The sequence below is a fragment of the Paraburkholderia sp. genome, from assembly GCF_047605525.1.
Lineage (GTDB): Bacteria > Pseudomonadota > Gammaproteobacteria > Burkholderiales > Burkholderiaceae > Paraburkholderia.
Window position 1 is genome coordinate 169,578 of sequence record NZ_JASGFN010000014.1, and the last position, 18,758, is coordinate 188,335.

Below are 18,758 nucleotides of genomic sequence, written 5' to 3' on the forward strand. Positions count from 1 at the left end.
TTTTTTGCTTGGGGCGGTTTTTGCCGGCGGTGCTTTGGTTTTTTGTCGGTGTTCTTTGTGGTGTTGGCCTTTTCTTGAAGTCATGTCGGTCTATTGGCGTTGCCCCTGTGCGGGGCGGCACCTACTTTCTTTGCTGCTGCAAAGAAAGTAGGCAAAGAAAGCAGCTTCACACCGCCAGCTCATAAGTGGGCACCCCGGTCCACTACCGGTAGTGGTACATCTGGAATCTGTGTTTCCGCATACTCCGCCTCAGTGACAAAGCGCTCATCCGCTCCCACTCCGCACTGCGTGCGTCGCGGACGGGTCTGCCAGAGAAACCAGCAGGTAACTCTTGTGTTAGCGGGAGCCATCGGCTTCGCCTCGGCGAGGCGCTGAAAGGGCCGATGGTATTTGAGCGGGGCTACGGCGCGCGCAGCGCCGCCGGAAGAATGACTGCCTTGTCACGAAAGCGGAATGCGCGAGGGCACGGATTCCAGATGTACCACTGCCCTTTACAGGCCAAGGGGACCCACTTAAGAATTGGCGGTGTGAAGCTGTTTTCTTTGCCTACTTTCTTTGCAGCAGCAAAGAAAGTAGGTGCCGCCCCGCACAGGGGCAACGCCAATAGACCGACATGACTTCAAGAAAAGGCCAACACCACAAGAACAAAGAAAAAAGCAACGCGCCGCAGGCAAAAAAAACCATCCGCCGCGCGAGCAAAACCCCAATTACTTCCGCAAGGAATTCATATCAATTACAAACCGATACTTCACATCACTCTTGAGCATGCGCTCATACGCATCATTAATCTTCTGCATCGGAATCATCTCGATATCAGAAGTAATGCCATGCCGGCCACAAAAATCCAGCATCTCCTGCGTCTCCGCAATACCGCCAATGAGCGACCCGGCGAGGCGCCGCCGCTTGAAGATCAGATTGAACACCTGCGGCGACGGATGATCGTGCTCCGGCGCGCCCACCAGCGTCATCGTCCCATCCCGCTTCAGCAGATTCAAAAACGGATTCAGATCGTGCTGCGCAGCCACGGTATTCAGAATGAAATCGAAGCTGTTCACATGCGCTTCCATCTCTTCCGGGTTCTTCGAAATCACGACTTCATGCGCGCCAAGCCGCTTCGCATCCTCGATCTTCGACGGCGACGTCGTAAACAGCACGACATGCGCACCCATCGCGCGCGCCAGCTTCACCCCCATATGGCCGAGACCGCCGAGGCCCACAATGCCGACTTTCTTGCCCGGACCCGCGCCCCATGTGCGCAGCGGCGAATACGTCGTGATGCCCGCGCACAGTAGCGGCGCGACGCCAGCGGGATCGAGATTGGCCGGCACGCTCAGCGTGAACGCTTCGTCGACGACCAGTTGCGTCGAATAGCCGCCATACGTGACCTGGCCGTCGACGCGGTCAATACCGTTGTACGTGCCGACAAAACCGTTTTCGCAATACTGCTCGAGACCTTCCGCGCAACTCGCGCACGTGCGGCACGAGTCGACCAGACAGCCAACCGCGACGAGATCGCCAGGCTTGTACTTCGTCACCTTCGGGCCAACCGCGGTGACGCGGCCCACGATCTCGTGGCCCGGCACGACCGGGTACATCGTGTTCTTCCATTCATTGCGTGCCTGATGCAAATCGGAATGGCACACGCCGCAGAACAGAACTTCCATCTGCACATCATGGGCGCGCGGTGCGCGGCGCTGGATTTCGAACGGGGCGAGCGGCGCGGTCGCGTCGCTCGCTGCATAGGCATAAGTCGTGCTCATGGGCAGCTCCAGCAAAGAAGATGTGGGCGCAAGGGTGCAAGGCGCCAGCGATACGCAACCTGCGTGACGGATGCGGCGAACCCCAGCAGGAACCGGGATCGTGGCGCGAGCGGCGCTGCACGCCATTCGCGGCAGGGCGGCTAACGGCGCGGCCAGGGACGGCGAACGGCCAGACGTGCGTCGCGCGGCAAAAAGGCGATCCGGCAGGGTTCCCATGATAGGAGCGCCCCCTTGGGTCCGGGAATACCTGAATGTCTTGAAGATTTGCCTAAAACTCCTGGGCGAAAGCGCAGCAGGCTGTTTGATGCTAGATTTCAGGCATTATTCTCTTTGCCGTCACCATACCGTCATGTCCACTCAAGTTGTCGTCCCCGCCACGAACAATCCCGCGCAACAACGCATGCTCGAATTGTTCGACGTGCTCGCACCGAATGCGGGCATGACGCGCACGAATCTCGAAGGCGTCAATCTGCTGCGCGCGAATAATCCGATGCCGCGCATGCCGGTGATGTACGAGCCGAGTATCGTGATCGTCTGTCAGGGGCGCAAGCGCGGCTATCTCGGCGATCAGGTGTTTCAGTACGACGCGCAGCAGTATCTGGTGCTGTCGGTGCCGCTGCCGTTCGAATGCGAGACCGAGGCGAGCGCGCAGGAGCCGTTCCTCGGCATCTCCGTGCGCGTCGATCTGACGATGGTGGCTGAACTGCTGATGGCGCTCAACGAAACCGAGGGGGTCGCGCGGCACGAGCCGGTCGGCATCTACTCGACGGCGCTCGACCCGGCATTGAGCAATGCGGTGCAGCGTCTGATGGACGCGCTCGCGTCGCCGCTCGACGCGCGCATTCTCGCGCCCGGCATCGTGCGCGAAATCTGCTATCGCGTGCTGACCGGCGAGCAGGGCGGCGCGATCCGCGCGGCGCTCACGCATCAGAATCACTTCGGCCGTATTGCGAAAGCGCTGCGGCGCATTCATGCGGACTACCACGGGACGCTCGACGTCGATACGCTCGCGTCCGAAGCGGGCATGAGCCTCGCGGTATTTCATGCGCAGTTCAAGGCAGTGACGGCGACTTCGCCGATGCAGTACGTGAAGACCACCCGTTTGCATCACGCGCGGCTGTTGATGGTGCAGGATGGCCTGAACGCGGGCGCGGCCGCGGCGCGCGTCGGTTACGAAAGCGCGTCGCAATTCAGCCGCGAGTTCAAGCGGCTGTTTGGCCTGAGTCCCGTCGACGAGGTCAAACGCATGCGCACCGCTCACGATGCGCCGCCGCGCGCGCAGAAGCCGGTGCCGCGTTACGTGACCGTCGTGTAGGACGGCCGGCGGATAGTCAAAGTCCGCTGAACCAGTTGTAGCCCTGGTCTTCCCAGTAGCCGCCGGGATTCGTATTGGTCACGAAGATCGCCGCGATATGCTTCGGGTTCTTGAACCCGAGCTTGGTCGGCACGCGCAGCTTCAGCGGATAGCCATATTTGGCCGGCAGCGGCTCGTTGCCGAAGTCGAGCGTCAATTGCGTTTGCGGATGCAGCGCGGTCGCCATGTCGAGACTCGAGTAATAGCGGTCCGCGCATTTGAAGCCCACATAGCGCGCGCTCAGATCGGCGCCGATCCGTTCGAGGAAGGTGTGAAACGGTACGCCGCGCCATTGTCCGATCGCGCTCCATCCTTCGATGCAGACATGGCGCGTGATCTGCGAGACCTGCGGCAGTGCGCGCAACTGATCGAGATTCCAGTTGCGCTTGTCGGCGACGAGCCCCGACACTTCGAGCCGGTAGGTCGAGCCGTCGATATCCGGCGCGTCGAACTCCGGATAGAACGCGTTGAACGGGAATGGATCGGTGATGTCGCGCGCCGAATAGGTCGGCGCGAGCTTGTCGCGATTGAACAGCCACGCCTGCACGCGATCGTTCCAGCGCGACATCGCCCACAGCACCTTGTCGACGGAATCGTTGTCCTGCATGTTGCAGCCGGAGAGCATCGCGAGCGCGCCGATCGACAGCGACGAGCGCAAAAACAGGCGCCGCTGCAACTGCTCGATCCGCGGCCGATGATCGGCGAGGCTGAGCCGCGGCGCAGTGGACCGGCGCGGCATGTCGTTGGCATCGTCCGTGGTATCGGGTCGTTTCGGGGCGCTCATGCGCGAGTCCTTCCATGTGCTTCGGGCATCCGCTGCGAGGTACGGCGCGCGCGGCCCGTGAACATCGGCGGCAACGTGCGCGGCACCAGCAGCACCAGCGTCAGATGCACGACGACGAAGCCGACCACGCCGGCCATCGCGACGAAATGCACGCGCCGCGCGAAATCGAAACCGCCGAACAGCGCGGTCAGCCACGAGAATTGCACCGGCTTCCAGATCGACAGTCCCGATGCGACGAGCAGCACGCCGAGCAGCAGCACGAGCAGATAGAGCGCGCGCTGCACCGCGTTGTATCCGCCGGTGTCGTGCGGCAATCTGAAACGCAGCGCCAACGCGGCATCGCGCGCCACGTCGCGGGGGCGAACCGGCAGCAGCTTGCGCCGCAGATGTCCGCTCGCGATGCCGTACGCGAGATACAGCAGTCCGTTCGCGCACAGCAGCCACATCGCCGCGAAATGCCACGCGATCGAGCCGCCCAGCCATCCGCCGACCGTCGCCCACACGGGAAATCTGAACGGAAAGATCGGCGACGCGTTGTAGATCGCCCAGCCGCTCATCACCATGCAGACCATCGCGAACGCGTTGATCCAGTGCGTCACGCGTACGACGAGCGGGTGAACAATCACGAATGGTTGAGGCCTGGTTTGCGGCTCGGACATCGGCATCGGCGGAAAATACAGCGTAAAGGTGCGACAAGCGGTGCGACAAGCCGCGTTCTTTCAGCAGAACGCGGCCGCTCGAATGAGATGCGGAAAGAACGCGCGCGTCGCCTTACATCGGCGGCGTCACGCCATGCTCGCCGGCCGAAATGAAGTTCGCCGCCATCGAGCCATCCGCTTCCTTATGCGCGAACAGCACGACCTTCGCGCCCGGCACCAGCAGCGCGCGGCTGCCCGGTTCCAGGCTGACGATCGGCACGTCCTGCGGAATCACGATCTTCTTCTCGCCGTCCTTGTACTTGACGGTGATCGTGCGGCCGTTGCTGACCACCAGCGAGCCGACCGTGCCGTTCGTCATCGTGCTGTTCGCACCGAGATCCCACGGGCGATGGCCTTCGCCGGAGCCGCGCATGCTGGCCGGGAACACGTGCACTTCGAGCGCCTTCAGCGTGCCGTCGGCTTGCGGAATCGCGGCGGTGCCGACATAGCTGTCCGGCTTGATGTCGTTGACGTTGGCGAGCGTGACGCCGCGAATCGGCGTGTCGGCCGCGAGCTTCACGTCGACGTCCTTGCCGTCGCGCGTGTGGACTTTCAGCACGTCGCCGGCCAGCGACGTCACCGTGCCGCGCACGCCGGTCGGCGCCGCGTTCTGGGCCGAAGCCGCTGACATCGCGGTGAACAGGGCGGCGGCGAGCGCGGGGGCGGCGAGTGCGCGCAGCATCCGCGCGGGAACGATCTTCATGAGGCTGCTCCAGGAAGGGGTAACAGAGGTGAATGAAGGGGTGAACGGTGTGGACAGCCTAGCTCCCGCATCGGCTCGTCAGGGTGACGGCAGGATGACAAAAACGTCATGAATGGCGTGCGGCGGCCACGTAGAATGGCCTTTTCCGTCGCGCGCGGCAGTGGCTCGTCGAGTGGAACAGCAGGCAGGAGCATCGAGCATCATGAGCATTCTCGTCATCGAAGACGATCCGAAGACCGGCGATTACCTGAAGAAGGGCCTGCGCGAAAGCGGCTATGCGGTCGACCTCGCGCGCACCGGCACGGACGGTCTGCACATGGCGCTCGAGCAGGAATACGATCTGGTGGTGCTCGACGTGATGCTGCCCGGTATCGACGGGTGGGAAATCATGCGCGCGTTGCGCGCGCGCCGCGATCTGCCGGTGATCTTCCTGACCGCGCGCGATCACGTGAGCGACCGTATCCGCGGTCTCGAACTCGGCGCGGATGATTACCTCGTCAAGCCGTTTTCGTTTACCGAGCTGGTGTTGCGCATTCGCACGCTGCTGCGCCGCGGCGTGATCCGCGAGAGCGACGTGTTCGAAGTGGCCGACCTGAAGCTCGACGTGCTGCGCCGCCGCGTCACGCGCGAGGGCGTCGACATTCCGCTGACCAACAAGGAGTTCATGCTGCTGCATCTGCTGGTGCGCCGCGAGGGCGAAGCATTGTCGCGCTCGCAGATCGCATCGGAAGTGTGGGACATGAACTTCGACAGCGACACCAACGTCGTCGACGTGGCGATCAAACGGCTGCGCGCGAAGATCGATCACCCGTTCGAGAAGAAGCTGATCCACACGGTGCGCAGCATCGGCTATACGTTCGGCGACGGCGCATGAAACTCTGGACCGAACGCTCGCTGACCGCGCGCACCACGCTACTGTTCGCGCTGATCGCCTGTGTCGTGATCGGCTCGCTCGGCGCGTATTTCTATCACTCCGCCGAGGTGGCGCTGAAACGCCGCGCCGATGTCGTGCTGAGCGGCCGCGTCGAGCATTTCAGCCGGCTCGTGCATGATCTTTATTCGGTTAGCGAATTGAAGAAACGGCCGCTGCTGTTCGAGACGATGCTCGGCGCGGAAGAGGACGTGCTGCTGTTTCGCCGTCCCGGCGAAGCACCGTTCGTCGACGTGAATCCGGCCCACATTGCGTTGCCCGCGTTGCCAGCGGGGCCGGCCGGCAACCCGCAGGATGTCGCCGACATCCTGCAGACGCGTCTGCCCGACGGCGTGCCGGTGCATTGGGCGGTCGCCACGGCGAAAGCGCGCGAGGACGACACCGAAGTCGAGGTGATCGCCGGGCATCCGATGACCCAGGAGATGCGCATGCTGGCCGAGTACCGCAACCGCATCGTGCTGGCGACGCTGATCGGCATGCTGGCCGCGACGCTGCTGGCCTACTGCGTGCTGCGCCGCGCGTTGCGGCCGGTGCGCGAGATCGCGACGCGGGCCGCGCAGATCAGTCCGGCGAATCTCGCCGTGCGTCTCGACAGCGCGGCCGCGCCGCTCGAACTGCGCCAGCTCACGCATGCGTTCAACGCGATGCTCGATCGTCTCGCGGACGGCTACCAGCGCCTGCAGCAGTTTTCCGCCGATCTCGCGCACGAGATCCGCACGCCGGTCGGCGCGCTGGTCGGTCAGACCCAGGTGGCGCTCGCGCAACCGCGCGAGATCGACGAATATCAGCAACTGCTCGAATCGAATCTGGAAGAGCTGGACCGTCTGAGCCATATCGTCGAGAACATCCTGTTTCTCGCGCACGCGGACCATGCCGGGTTATCGATCGAGCGCCAGCCGGTCGATCTGCGCGCGGAACTCGTCAGAATCGCCGACTATTTCGAAGGCCTCGCCGACGAGCGCGGGATGCGCTTCGAAGTCGACGCGGCGGGCGTGGCGTCGGCCAATCCGATGCTGTGCCGCCGCGCGATCAACAATCTGGTCGTCAATGCGGTGCGCTACGGCGCGGGCGACACGGTCGTGCGTCTGAGCGGCGCGCAGGACGACGCGGGCGCGACCGTGACGGTCGAAAACGCGGGCGAGCCGATTCCGTCGGCGCAACTGGACCGTCTGTTCGACCGCTTCTATCGCGGCGACGCGGCGCGCAGCGCCTTCACCGAATCGAACGGGCTGGGGCTCGCGATCGTGAAGGCGATCATGCATCTGCATGGCGGCAGCGCGCGCGTCGTCTGTCCGCTGCCGGGCGTCGTGCGTTTCGAGTTGCGCTTTCCGGGCGCCTGAATTGCGGCCGGCGAGTGGCTGGCCGTGCTGGCGGCGAAGCGGCCGGGTCGAGGGGTATGAAGCGTCAACCTGAGTGAGCATCGAAGCTGAACGCGCCACCTGCGGCACGCGCTCATTTACTCGCCGCATTCGCTCCCAACTGACTCTCGTAGTGCGCGCGCTTTTCTTCATACATCAGCAGATCGGCGCGCTGCACGCCCGATTCGAGCCGGTCGCCGCGCTGGCAGGTGGCCGCGCCCATCGAGAAGCTCAGCGGCGAGCCCGGATAGAACTGGTTGTTCATCTCCACCAACTGGCGGATCGCATCGATCATCGCGGCGCCGCCGCGCTCGTCGGTGTCCGGCATCAGGATCGCGAACTCGTCGCCGCCGATACGCGCCGCGTGGAACGGCGGCTCCATCGCCTTCGCGAGCACTTCGCCGGCGCGCCGCAGCAGCGCGTCGCCGGCCGCGTGGCCGAGCTGGTCGTTCACGCGCTTCAGCCCGTTCAGATCGGCCATGATGATCGTTACCGGCCACGGTCCCTTGCGTTCGAGACGGTTCAGCTCATCGACGTAGAACGAACGGTTGCGCAGCTTGGTCAGCACGTCGTGCTTGCCGAGGAATTCGAGGTACGCCTCGGCCTTCTTGCGCGCGGTGATGTCGGTGAGCGCGACCAGCACGAGATCCCAGTTGTTCTCGTGACCGGGCAGCACCGAGAATTGCAGATGCATGTGCACCTCGTTGCCGTCGAGCGAGTAGTTGAGCACCTCGCGCTGCTGGAACAGCTTGTTGTCCCACAGGTCGATCAGTTGCTCACGGAAATGCGGGCGCATGTCGTCGCGGAATACGTCCGCGAGGCGTGCCAACAGCGTTTTCTTGTCTTTCGCGGCGAACATTCCGAGCGTGTGATGATTCACGTCGAGCACGTGAATTTCCGCCATGCAGCGTTCGACGAACTCCGGATGCACATCGGTAAACACGCGGAAATCGTTGATGCCCGCCGCGCGCGCGCCGTCGAGCAGGCGTTTGACCGCGCTGAAATCCTCGACCCACAGCGACACCGGCGAATGCTCGAACAGGCCGCGCGCATATTGCTCCGCGAGCCCGACACGGTGCCGCGCGCCTTCGAGCTCGGTAATGTCTTCGGTCGACACGAGCACGCGATCCCAGCGCTCCTCGTGACCGGGCAGCACCGCGCCCTTGAGCAGCACGTCGAGCCGCCGGCCGCCGAGCGTGTAGTTGACCGTATGGCTCGTGAAGTGCAACTGGCCGGACCACAACTGGCAGAGCTCCTCGAGATGCGTCTTCAGCATGTCGTCGCGGAACACCGACGCCAGATTGTTCGTGAGCGTGTCGAAATCGGCGGCCTCGAACTGTGTGAGGGTCTGGCGATTGACCTTGATCACGCGGATGCTGTGCGCGCACTCGGCGACCCGGTGCGGCTCTTCGGCGAACCAGGCACGCAGATCGGTCACCCCTTCGGCGCGCCACGTCTCGAACAGCGCGCGTAGGCCGCTGAAGTCCTCGAGCCACAGCGAAACGGGCGCGAGTTCGAACATCCCGGAGTCGTCGTTGATGGGCGCGGCGCCGCTCTTCAGGGTATCCAGCATGAGGTTCTCGGGGTCGGAATTGCGGTATTTTATGCCGGGTTGGCCCCGGCCGAAATGAAAGACTTGCGGCGTGTCGTTTTTGCACAGATGTGTCCCGTGAAATAACGGCTGCGTTCACGTGAACTTGAGCGCGCCCTTTCTGCGCGCGCGGCCGAGCCTTGCTACACTCGATCGCCAAAGGTATCACCCAGATTCCGTCTATTCACGCCATCGGGAAAAACGCCGTCATGAAGCCATCCCTGCTGATCCTGATTCATTTGAACGACGCGAGCCGCGCAAGTGTCGATGCCGAGTTCGACGTCATCTACGCCCCCGAACCGGCGCTGCGCGAAGCCGCGATCGCGACGCACGGCGCGGCGATCCGCGCGGTGCTGACGAACGGCACGACCGGGATGGCCGCCGCCGAAATCGACCGCATGCCGCGGCTCGAACTCGTCAGCGCGCTCGGCGCCGGCTATGAAAACCTCCCCGTCGAGCACGCGCGCTCGCGCGGCATCGTGCTCGTCAACGGCGCGGGCACCAACGATCAGTGCGTCGCCGATCACGCGTTCGCGTTGCTGCTCGCGGTGGTGCGCGACGTGCCGCAACTCGACCGCGCGACGCGCGAAGGCGTCTGGCGCGACCGCCTGCCGTTGCGCCCGCAGGTTTCCAACAAGCGTTTGGGGATCGTCGGGCTCGGCCATATCGGCGCAAAGGTTGCGCGGCGCGCGGGCGGCTTCGACATGGAGGTCGGTTATCACAACCGCAAGCCGCGCGAGGATGCGCCGCTGCTGCGTTATTTCGATAGTGTGGAAGCGCTTGCGCGCTGGAGCGACTTCCTGATCGTCGCGACGCCGGGCGGCGCGGGCACGCGGCATCTGATCGATGAAAAGGTGCTGGCGGCGCTCGGCCCGCACGGTTTCCTGGTCAACGTATCGCGCGGCAGCGTGGTCGATCTCGCCGCGCTGGCCCGCGCGCTCGCCACGGAGGCGATTGCGGGCGCCGCGCTCGACGTCTACGAAGGCGAGCCGGAGCCGCCGCGGGCGCTGCTCGAACTGCGCAACGTGGTGCTGACGCCGCACGTGGCCGGCCGTTCGCCGGAAGCGATCACGGCTTCGGTCGACAACTTCCTGAACAACGCGCGGCGGCATTTCGCGGGCGAGCCGGTACTGACGCCGATCTGAAGCCGTGAACTGAAGCCGTGAAGCACGGCTGCTGATTGCGCCGTTACTTTTCCTCGTCGCGCCCCGCGCGCGTGCCGATGTACTCGTACTCCCCGGTGTTGAGCCGCGAAATCCGCAATTCGACCGCGCTGCGGTGATACGAATACGCGATGCGGCGAATCTCGAGCAGCGGCGCGCCAACCTCGACGCCGAGCTGCGCGCTTTCGAGCGGATTCGCGAGCGCGACGCTCACGCGTTCGTCGGTATCGACGACGTTGATGCCGAAGCCGTCCTGATAGAAGTTGTAGAGCGTGTTCGGCCGGTTGCGCAGCTTGCTTTCCGTGAGGCCCGGAAACAGCGCCTCGGGCACGGTGATATGTTCGATCAGCACCGTCTTGCCGTGCAGCGCGAGTCCGTTGACGAACTGCAGCACGCGCGCGCCGGTTTCGATGCCGAGCACGGCGGCCACCTCGCGCGATGCGCGCGCTTTCCTGAACTCGATCAGCGTGACGACGGGGTAGGCCTTGTCGCCGTCGCGCCGCACGACGCGGAAGAAGCGGAAGAAGTGCCGGTCGCGCTGATGCATCGACACGAACGTGCCGAGGCCCTGATGACGGATCAGGATGTTCTCGGCGCATAGTTCGTCGATGGCTTTGCGCAGCGTGCCGATCGACACGCCGAAGCGTTCGGCGAGGCGCTTTTCCGAAGGAATGCATTCGCCGCCTTTCCATTCGCCGGCCGCGAGCGCGGCAAGAATCGCGCTCTTGACTTCCTTGTACCGCGTGCCGCCCAGCGCGGGCGCATTGATCGCGAGCGTGCTCATGAAAACCTCTGGGATACGCGAGTCGTGCCGCTCGCCATGGTTGAACCCGCCCTGATTCTAAACGACAAGATCATCTGGCACATCTGGATGAATCCCGATCTGTCGGCTCGTCGCGACAGTGTTCGAGTCTTCTAACACATATAGATGACCTAGTTGACATCGGGCAGACCGGCGTCTAATATCAGTTCACCGCGGCGCACTTCGCGGCGCTGCCCCGGCGGGCCCCACACCGCATTCAAATCATGAACGGAGACGCTAATGAGCAATCCCACGGCAGACATCAACGACACCTCAGCAGGCGCGTCGGCTGAGCGCAGGACGATCCACATCGTTCTGCATGAAGCAAAGGACACGGTCGGCGTGGCGGTCGTCGAGGGCATCAAGGCGGGCACGCTGCTCAACGCATGGATCATGGACGACGACGAGATCGTCACCGTGCCGGCGAAGCAGGACATCCCGATCGGCCACAAGGTCGCGCTGAAAGACATGGCCGTCGGCGACACGGTGTTCAAGTACGGTGTCGACATCGGCAAGGTGGTCGCGCCGATCAAGGCCGGCGAGCACGCGCACGTGCACAACATCAAGACGAAGCGCTGGTAAGCAACGGCGCGTGCTTTTGCGCGCATTCCCCGCGCATTCCCGCTGCCCGGCATCGAGCCGCCTCACACTTGCATCAACCCGAACGAGAGAGACACCATGAGCGTGATTGACCTGGATACGACTTTCCGCGGCTATCGTCGCGACAACGGCCGCGTGGGCGTACGCAACCACGTGATCATCCTGCCGGTCGACGACCTTTCCAACGCCGCCGCGCAGGCGGTCGAACACAACATCAAGGGCACGATGGCGCTGCCACATCCTTATGGCCGGCTGCAATTCGGCGCCGACCTCGAGCTGCATTTCCGCACGCTGATCGGCGCGGGCAGCAACCCGAACGTCGCGGCGGTGGTCGTGATCGGCATCGAGGAGGGGTGGACCAAGCGCGTGGTCGACGGCATTGCGAAAACCGGTAAGCCGGTGATGGGCTTCGGCATCGAGCTGCACGGCGATCACGATACGATCCTGCGCGCGTCGAAGGCGGCGAAGGACATGGTGCAGTACGCGACGTCGCTCGATCGCGAGGAATGTCCGATTTCGGACCTGTGGGTGTCCACCAAATGCGGCGAGTCGGACACCACGTCGGGCTGCGGCGCGAATCCGACCGTCGGCAATGCGTTCGACAAGCTATACGGGCTCGGCACCACGCTCGTGTTCGGCGAGACCTCGGAGCTGACCGGCGGCGAGCAGATCGTCGCCGCGCGCTGCGCGAACGACGGCGTGCGCGAGCGCTTCCAGTTCATGTTCGACCGCTATCAGGACATGATCAACCGCTGGAAAACGGACGACCTGTCCGAGTCGCAGCCGACCAAGGGCAACATCGCGGGCGGTCTGACGACGATCGAGGAAAAGGCGCTCGGCAACATCCAGAAGATCGGCAAGAAGTGCATGGTCGACGGCGTGCTCGATAAAGCCGAGGAACCGACGCATGCGGGGCTGTGGTTCATGGATTCGTCCTCGGCGGCGGCCGAGATGGTGACGTTGTGCGCGGCATCGGGCTTCGTCGTGCATTTCTTCCCGACGGGCCAGGGCAACGTGATCGGCAATCCGATCGTGCCGGTCATCAAGATCTGCGCGAATCCGCGCACGGTGCGCACGATGGGCGAGCATATCGACGTGGACGTGACCGGCATCCTGCAACGCGAGCAGAATCTCGACCAGAGCGGCGACAAGCTGCTCAGTTGCATGATGGCGACGATCAATGGCCGCTTCACCGCAGCCGAAGCGCTCGGTCATCGCGAGTTCGTGCTCACGCGTCTGTTCGAAAGCGCCTGACGCGGGCGGCTTTACCGCTCCGGCCCGCCGCGCGTCATGTGGCGCGCGGAGCGGCCCCACATTCCCGGCGCGCGCCGGCACGGAGAAATGGCCGAGACGCCTGCCGTGACCCGCAGATCATGGGCAGGGCGCCGGCTCGACATCTGGCAGCAGCGAGTGGAGGAGACACCATCTTGCGCGTGCTCAAACATCTCTATGTGCAGGTCCTGATCGGCCTTGCGGCCGGCATTCTCGTCGGTCATTTCGCACCCGCATTCGGCGTGCAGATGAAACCTCTCGGCGATACCTTCATTCGCCTCATCAAGATGCTGATCACGCTCGTGATCTTCTGCACGGTTTCCGTGGGCATCGCGCGAATGGAAAGCCTCAAGCAGGTCGGCCGCGTCGGCTTCAAGACGCTGCTGTACTTCGAGGTGGTGACGACGATTGCGCTGGTGCTCGGTCTCGTCGTCGCGAACGTGCTGCGTCCGGGGGCCGGGTTGAACATCGATCCCGCGTCGCTCGACGCGCACGCGGTCACGCATTACGTCGAGACCGCGCACACGGCGTCGTCGAGTTTCATCGACATGATCGTGCCGAACTCGGTGGTCGGCGCGTTCGCGCGCGGCGATCTGCTGCAGGTGCTGCTGTTCTCGGTGCTGTTCGGCATCGCGCTGTCGATCATGTCGCAGCGCAGCCGGCTGCTGATGCGCGGCATCGAGCAGTTCGGCGACACGCTGATGCGCATCGTCGAAATGATCATGCGGCTTGCGCCGCTCGGCGCGTTCGGCGCGATCGCATTCACGGTCGGCAAATACGGCATCGGCACGTTGCAGCAGCTCGGCCTGCTGATCCTGTGCTTCTACCTCACGAGCATCCTGTTCGTCGGCATCGTGCTCGGCGCGGCGGCGCGCTGGGCGGGCGTGGGACTGTGGCCGCTGCTCAGGTACTTCCGCGAGGAACTGCTGATCGTGCTCGGCACGTCCACCACGGAATCCGTGCTGCCGCGGCTGATGGAAAAGCTCGAACGCATGGGTTGTCCGCGCGCGATCGTCGGGCTCGTGCTGCCCACCGGCTATTCGTTCAACCTCGACGGCGCGGCGATCTATCTGACGATGACGTCCCTCTTCATCGCGCAAGCCACCAATACGCATCTGACGCTGATGCAGCAACTGGGGCTGCTGGCGATCCTGATGCTGACGTCGAAGGGCGGAGCGGGCGTGGCGGGTGCCGCGCTGGTTGCGCTGACCGCGACACTGTCGACGCACAACATCATTCCGGTGGCGGGCATCACGCTGATTCTCGGCGTCGACCGCGTGCTCAACGAAGTCCGCGCGCTGACCAATATGATCGGCAATGTCGTCGCGACGCTGGTGGTCGCGCGCTGGGAAGGTGCATTCGATGCGCGCGCGGCGCGTGAATTTCTCGCCGCGCCGCGCGAGGTGCAGGCCGAGGCGTTGGCCCAGCCGGCGCGCAAGCCGAAGCCGGCGCAGGCGGGTCAGCGTGGTCTCGAGGAGCGCGGCTTGCCGGGCGGGGCGGCACTGTTCGAGGAAGGGGCCAAGTGAGGATCGGTGCCGGCGGTCGAACTTGAAGCTTCGCGCCGACAATGACAAAGTGATGCGCTGATGACAACGAAACCAGAGGAAGGTTAGATGGCCCGACTGCTTCCCGATGCGCTCACCACGCTTGCCGTCGACGCGCTGCGCCGCGCGGGCGCGTTGCCGGCGATCGCTGAATCAACGGCGCGCGCGCTCGTCTATGCCGACGTGCGCGGCCTGTCGTCGCACGGCGTATCGCGGCTGCCGATGTACTGCGCGCAACTGCGCAACGGCCGCGTCGATCCGGCCGCGCAGCCGGCCATCGTCGCGGATCGCGGCGCGGCGGTGTTGATCGACGGCGCGGACGGTCTCGCGTATCCGGCCTGCGATCTCGCGATCGCGACACTCGCCGCTCGCGCGCGGCAATTCGGCAGCGCGGTGGCGGGCGTGCGGCGCAGCCACCATTTCGGCGTCGGCGCCGCGCATCTGGCCGCGCTCGGCCAGGCAGGCATGGTCGCGCTCGCGTTCAGCAATTCGCCGGCCGCGATGCCCGCGTGGGGCGGCCGCCGCGCGCTGTTCGGCACCAATCCGGTCGCCGCGGTGTTCCCGCGGCGCAACGGCGATCCGCTCGTGATCGACCTTGCGCTGTCGCAGATCGCGCGCGGCAGGATCGCGCTCGCCGCGCGCGACGGCAAGCCGATCCCCGAAGGCTGGGCGACCACCCGCGACGGCCAGCCGACCACCGACGCGCGCGCCGCGCTCGACGGCATGATGCTGCCGTTCGGCGGAGCAAAAGGGGCGATGCTGGCGCTGATCGTCGAATTGCTGGCCGCCGCGCTGACCGGCGCGAACTTCGGCTATGAAGCGGGCTCGTTCCTCACCGAGGAAGGCGAGCGCTCGCGCATCGGCCATCTGTTCTGGGCGATCGATCCAGGCGCGCTCGCCGGCGACGACACTTATCTGTCGCGCGTGGAAGCGTTGATCGACATGATGCTGATGGACGACGACGTGCGCCTGCCCGGATCTCGCAGGGAGCGTCTCGCGGAGACCGCGCAAAAAGAGGGGGTCGAGATTCCGGATGCGCTGCTCGCGCAACTGGCGGGACGCGCTTGAACCCGTGCAACCGGCCACGCCGATAGCAGCCCGCATCGCTGAAAGCCAAACGGAAACTATCGGCATGCCGGATAGTTTCTCTCGAAAATGGCGATTTCCCTTGTGACGCCGACACGAATAGGATGGTCGATAGATACCGTGTCGTCATCGCTTCGGCACACGGGAACAGCGACGGAGATTGCGCATGGAGCACCACGCCCGCACGCAGAACGAACGGCTCGACGTCAAGACCACCACCTGCTACATGTGCGCATGCCGCTGCGGCATCCGCGTGCATCTGCGCGACGGCGAGGTGCGCTATATCGACGGCAATCCGGAGCATCCGCTCAACCAGGGCGTGATCTGCGCGAAGGGTGCGTCGGGCATCATGAAGCAGTACTCGCCCGCGCGTCTCACGCAGCCGCTGATGCGCAAGGCCGGCGCGGAGCGCGGCAGCGCGCAGTTCGAACCGGTGTCGTGGGACGTCGCGTTCGACGTGCTCGAAAAACGTCTCTCCGCGATCCGCGCGACCGATCCGAAGAAGTTCGCGCTCTTCACCGGCCGCGATCAGATGCAGGCGCTGACCGGACTTTTCGCGAAGCAGTTCGGCACCCCCAACTACGCGGCGCACGGCGGCTTCTGCTCGGCGAACATGGCGGCCGGCATGATCTATACGATCGGCGGTTCGTTCTGGGAATTCGGCGGACCGGATCTCGACAGCGCCAAACTCTTCTTCATGATCGGCACGGCGGAGGATCATCATTCGAATCCGCTGAAGATCGCGATCTCGAAGTTCAAGCGCGCGGGCGGGCGCTTCATCGCGATCAATCCGATCCGCACCGGCTATGCGGCGATTGCCGACGAATGGGTACCGATCAAGCCCGGTACCGATGGCGCGCTCTTCATGGCGTTTCTGCACGAACTGATTGCCGCCGATGCGTGGGATCACGAGTTCGTGCAGCGCTATACGAATGCGGCGGAGCTGATCGATCTCGACGAAGGCAGCGAAAACTTCGGCCTGTTCGTGCGCGATCCCGATCGCCCGGTGGGCAATCCGCTGTTTCCTCAGAATCATCTATGGTGGGACCCGCGCACCGCGCGCGCGGTGCCGCATCATGCGCCGGGCGTGACACCCGCGCTCGACGGCCGCTATACGCTCGATGACGGCAAGCCGGTCGCGCCGTCGTTCGCGTTGCTGCGCGAGCGCGTGGCCGCCTGCACGCCCGAATGGGCCGCGCAGATCACCGGCATCGCGGCCGATACGATTCGCCGTCTCGCCGGCGAGATGATCGAGACGAACCGCCGGCACCGCATTACATTGCCGATCCGCTGGACCGACGCGTGGGGCGAAACGCATGACACCGTCACCGGCAACCCGGTCGCCTTTCATGCGATGCGCGGCCTCGCCGCGCATTCGAACGGCTTTCAGTCGATTCGCGCGCTGGCCGTGCTGATGTCGCTGCTCGGCACGATCGACCGCCCCGGCGGTTTCCGTCACAAGTCGCCGTTTCCGCGCGCGGTGCCGCCATCGGCGAAACCGCCGAACAGTCCCGATGCGGTGAAGCCGAATACGCCGCTCGCCACGGGGCCGCTCGGCTGGCCCGCCGCGCCCGAGGATCTGTTCATCGACGAACAGGGCGGCCCGGTGCGCATCGACAAGGCGTTCTCGTGGGAATATCCGCTCGCGGTGCACGGCGTCATGCATAGCGTGATTACCAACGCGTGGCGCGGTGATCCATATCCGATCGACACGCTGATGATTTTCATGGCCAACATGGCGTGGAATTCATCGATGAATACGATGAAAGTGCGCGAGATGCTCGCCGACAAGCATGCGAACGGCGAGTACAAGATTCCGTTTCTCGTCGTGTGCGATGCGTTCCAGTCGGAGATGACCGCGTTCGCCGATCTGATCCTGCCCGACACGACTTACCTCGAACGCCACGACGCGATGTCGATGCTCGACCGGCCGATCTCCGAGTTTGACGGCCCGGTCGATTCGGTCCGGGTGCCGGTCGTGCCGCCTACCGGCGAATGCAAGCCGTTTCAGGAAGTGCTGATCGAACTCGCGTCGCGCCTGAAGTTTCCGGCGTTCACGACGGCGGACGGCGCGCGGCGTTTTCGCGACTATCCCGACTTCATCGTCAATCACACTACGACACCCGATTCCGGCGTCGGCTTTCTGATCGGCTGGCGCGGCAAGGATGGCGACAAGGCGCTGGTGGGCGAGCCGAACCCGAATCAATGGGAACAGTACGCGCGCAACAATTGCGTATTCCATTACCGCCTGCCCGACACGATGCAGTACATGCGCAACTGCAATGGGCCGTATCTCGACTGGTCCGTCAAGAACGGCTTTCGCAAGTTCAGCGAGCCGATTCTGATCCAGCTTTACTCGGACGTGATGCAGAAATTCCGGCTCGCCGCGCAGGGGCGCAGCAGCGGCAGACAACCGCCCGAGCATCTGCGCGCGCGCCTCGAGCGCTATTTCGATCCGCTGCCGTTCTGGTACGCGCCGCTCGAAAGCGCGGCGACGGACCTCGCGCATTTCCCGCTGGCCGCGGTGACACAGCGGCCGATGGCGATGTATCACTCGTGGGATTCGCAGAATGCGTGGCTGCGCCAGATTCACGGCGAGAACTATCTGTATGTGAATCCGCAAACGGCGGCGGCGAGCGGGATTAGCGACGGCGGCTGGATTTACGTCGAATCGCAATGGGGCCGGGTGCGCTGCATGGCGCGTTTCAGCGAAACCGTCGAACCCGGAACGGTCTGGACATGGAATGCGATCGGCAAGGCGGCGGGCGCGTGGAATCTCGGCCCGAACGCGAACGAATCGCAGCGGGGCTTCCTGCTCAATCATCTGATCACCGACGAACTGCCGGGCCGCAATGAAACGGACGCGCGGCTGTCGAACTCCGACCCGGTGACCGGGCAGGCCGCATGGTACGACGTGCGCGTGCGCATCTATCCGGCCGAAGCCGATGCGCGGCACACGCTGCCGCAATTCGCCGCGATGCCCGCGTTGCCGGGCGAGATAGCGCGGGAGGGCGTGGTGTCGCGCATCGTGCAGACCTATTTCGCGGGACGCGGCGAATTCGCGGCCCGTCTGCGCGGCGCGGCCCGGCGCAAGTAACGGTGACGGCAACGA

The 18,758-nt window shown here is 64.4% G+C and carries 15 protein-coding genes; 9 read left to right on the forward strand and 6 right to left on the reverse strand.

Annotated features, from left to right (window positions below):
* Positions 1–707 precede the first annotated feature (707 nt).
* Positions 708–1,760 (reverse strand): NAD(P)-dependent alcohol dehydrogenase, encoded by a 1,053-nt coding sequence (locus tag QM685_RS21055; RefSeq protein ID WP_415118911.1) that lies wholly within the window; start codon positions 1,758–1,760, stop codon positions 708–710.
* Between the two features lie 349 nt (positions 1,761–2,109).
* Here QM685_RS21055 and QM685_RS21060 point away from each other — a divergent pair, with 349 nt between their 5' ends.
* Complete coding sequence (locus QM685_RS21060) at positions 2,110–3,075, forward strand: AraC family transcriptional regulator (RefSeq protein ID WP_415118913.1); 966 nt, start codon at positions 2,110–2,112, stop codon at positions 3,073–3,075.
* Between the two features lie 16 nt (positions 3,076–3,091).
* On the opposite strand, the gene QM685_RS21065 is transcribed toward QM685_RS21060, so the two are convergent.
* The 3 genes from QM685_RS21065 to QM685_RS21075 all read right to left on the reverse strand — a co-directional run bounded on the left by QM685_RS21065 (position 3,092) and on the right by QM685_RS21075 (position 5,299).
* Entirely contained in the window at positions 3,092–3,853 is a 762-nt protein-coding gene (locus QM685_RS21065) for a molybdopterin-dependent oxidoreductase (protein WP_415119038.1), read from the reverse strand.
* 41 nt (positions 3,854–3,894) lie between these two features.
* Positions 3,895–4,557 (reverse strand): cytochrome b/b6 domain-containing protein, encoded by a 663-nt coding sequence (locus tag QM685_RS21070; protein ID WP_415118915.1) that lies wholly within the window; start codon positions 4,555–4,557, stop codon positions 3,895–3,897.
* A gap of 112 nt (positions 4,558–4,669) precedes the next feature.
* The gene (locus tag QM685_RS21075; protein ID WP_415118917.1) at positions 4,670–5,299 is read right to left on the reverse strand and encodes a hypothetical protein; all 630 of its coding nucleotides are present in this window, start codon (positions 5,297–5,299) and stop codon (positions 4,670–4,672) included.
* Between the two features lie 202 nt (positions 5,300–5,501).
* Here QM685_RS21075 and QM685_RS21080 point away from each other — a divergent pair, with 202 nt between their 5' ends.
* Together QM685_RS21080 and QM685_RS21085 are read left to right on the forward strand one after the other, a co-directional pair.
* A complete protein-coding gene (locus QM685_RS21080) occupies positions 5,502–6,173 on the forward strand; it encodes a heavy metal response regulator transcription factor (RefSeq protein WP_415118919.1) in 672 nt (223 codons plus the stop codon).
* Positions 6,170–7,570, forward strand: coding sequence for a heavy metal sensor histidine kinase (locus QM685_RS21085; protein WP_415118921.1), 1,401 nt, complete (start codon positions 6,170–6,172; stop codon positions 7,568–7,570). The genes QM685_RS21080 and QM685_RS21085 overlap by 4 nt, the downstream gene beginning before the upstream one ends.
* Before the next feature lie 112 nt (positions 7,571–7,682).
* Here QM685_RS21085 and QM685_RS21090 read toward each other — a convergent pair whose 3' ends face one another.
* Positions 7,683–9,161, reverse strand: coding sequence for a diguanylate cyclase domain-containing protein (locus QM685_RS21090; protein WP_415118923.1), 1,479 nt, complete (start codon positions 9,159–9,161; stop codon positions 7,683–7,685).
* 227 nt (positions 9,162–9,388) lie between these two features.
* Between QM685_RS21090 and QM685_RS21095 the strand changes: the two genes are divergently transcribed.
* Positions 9,389–10,324: a 2-hydroxyacid dehydrogenase gene (locus QM685_RS21095; protein ID WP_415118925.1), complete on the forward strand. Its 936-nt coding sequence runs from the start codon at positions 9,389–9,391 to the stop codon at positions 10,322–10,324.
* A gap of 43 nt (positions 10,325–10,367) precedes the next feature.
* Here QM685_RS21095 and QM685_RS21100 read toward each other — a convergent pair whose 3' ends face one another.
* Positions 10,368–11,126, reverse strand: coding sequence for a GntR family transcriptional regulator (locus QM685_RS21100; protein WP_415118927.1), 759 nt, complete (start codon positions 11,124–11,126; stop codon positions 10,368–10,370).
* Positions 11,127–11,384: 258 nt separating this feature from the next.
* Between QM685_RS21100 and QM685_RS21105 the strand changes: the two genes are divergently transcribed.
* The 5 genes from QM685_RS21105 to QM685_RS21125 all read left to right on the forward strand — a co-directional run bounded on the left by QM685_RS21105 (position 11,385) and on the right by QM685_RS21125 (position 18,743).
* Positions 11,385–11,726 carry a UxaA family hydrolase gene (locus QM685_RS21105; protein WP_415118929.1) on the forward strand — a complete coding sequence of 114 codons (342 nt, stop codon included), beginning with the start codon at positions 11,385–11,387 and terminating at the stop codon, positions 11,724–11,726.
* A gap of 96 nt (positions 11,727–11,822) precedes the next feature.
* Entirely contained in the window at positions 11,823–12,998 is a 1,176-nt protein-coding gene (locus tag QM685_RS21110) for a UxaA family hydrolase (protein ID WP_415118931.1), read from the forward strand.
* Positions 12,999–13,171: 173 nt separating this feature from the next.
* Positions 13,172–14,542: a C4-dicarboxylate transporter DctA gene (gene dctA, locus QM685_RS21115; protein ID WP_415118933.1), complete on the forward strand. Its 1,371-nt coding sequence runs from the start codon at positions 13,172–13,174 to the stop codon at positions 14,540–14,542.
* A gap of 87 nt (positions 14,543–14,629) precedes the next feature.
* On the forward strand, positions 14,630–15,628 hold the full coding sequence (locus tag QM685_RS21120) for an Ldh family oxidoreductase (protein WP_415118935.1): 999 nt from the start codon (positions 14,630–14,632) through the stop codon (positions 15,626–15,628).
* A 184-nt stretch (positions 15,629–15,812) separates the two neighbouring features.
* Positions 15,813–18,743: a molybdopterin-dependent oxidoreductase gene (locus QM685_RS21125; RefSeq protein ID WP_415118937.1), complete on the forward strand. Its 2,931-nt coding sequence runs from the start codon at positions 15,813–15,815 to the stop codon at positions 18,741–18,743.
* Positions 18,744–18,758 lie beyond the last annotated feature (15 nt).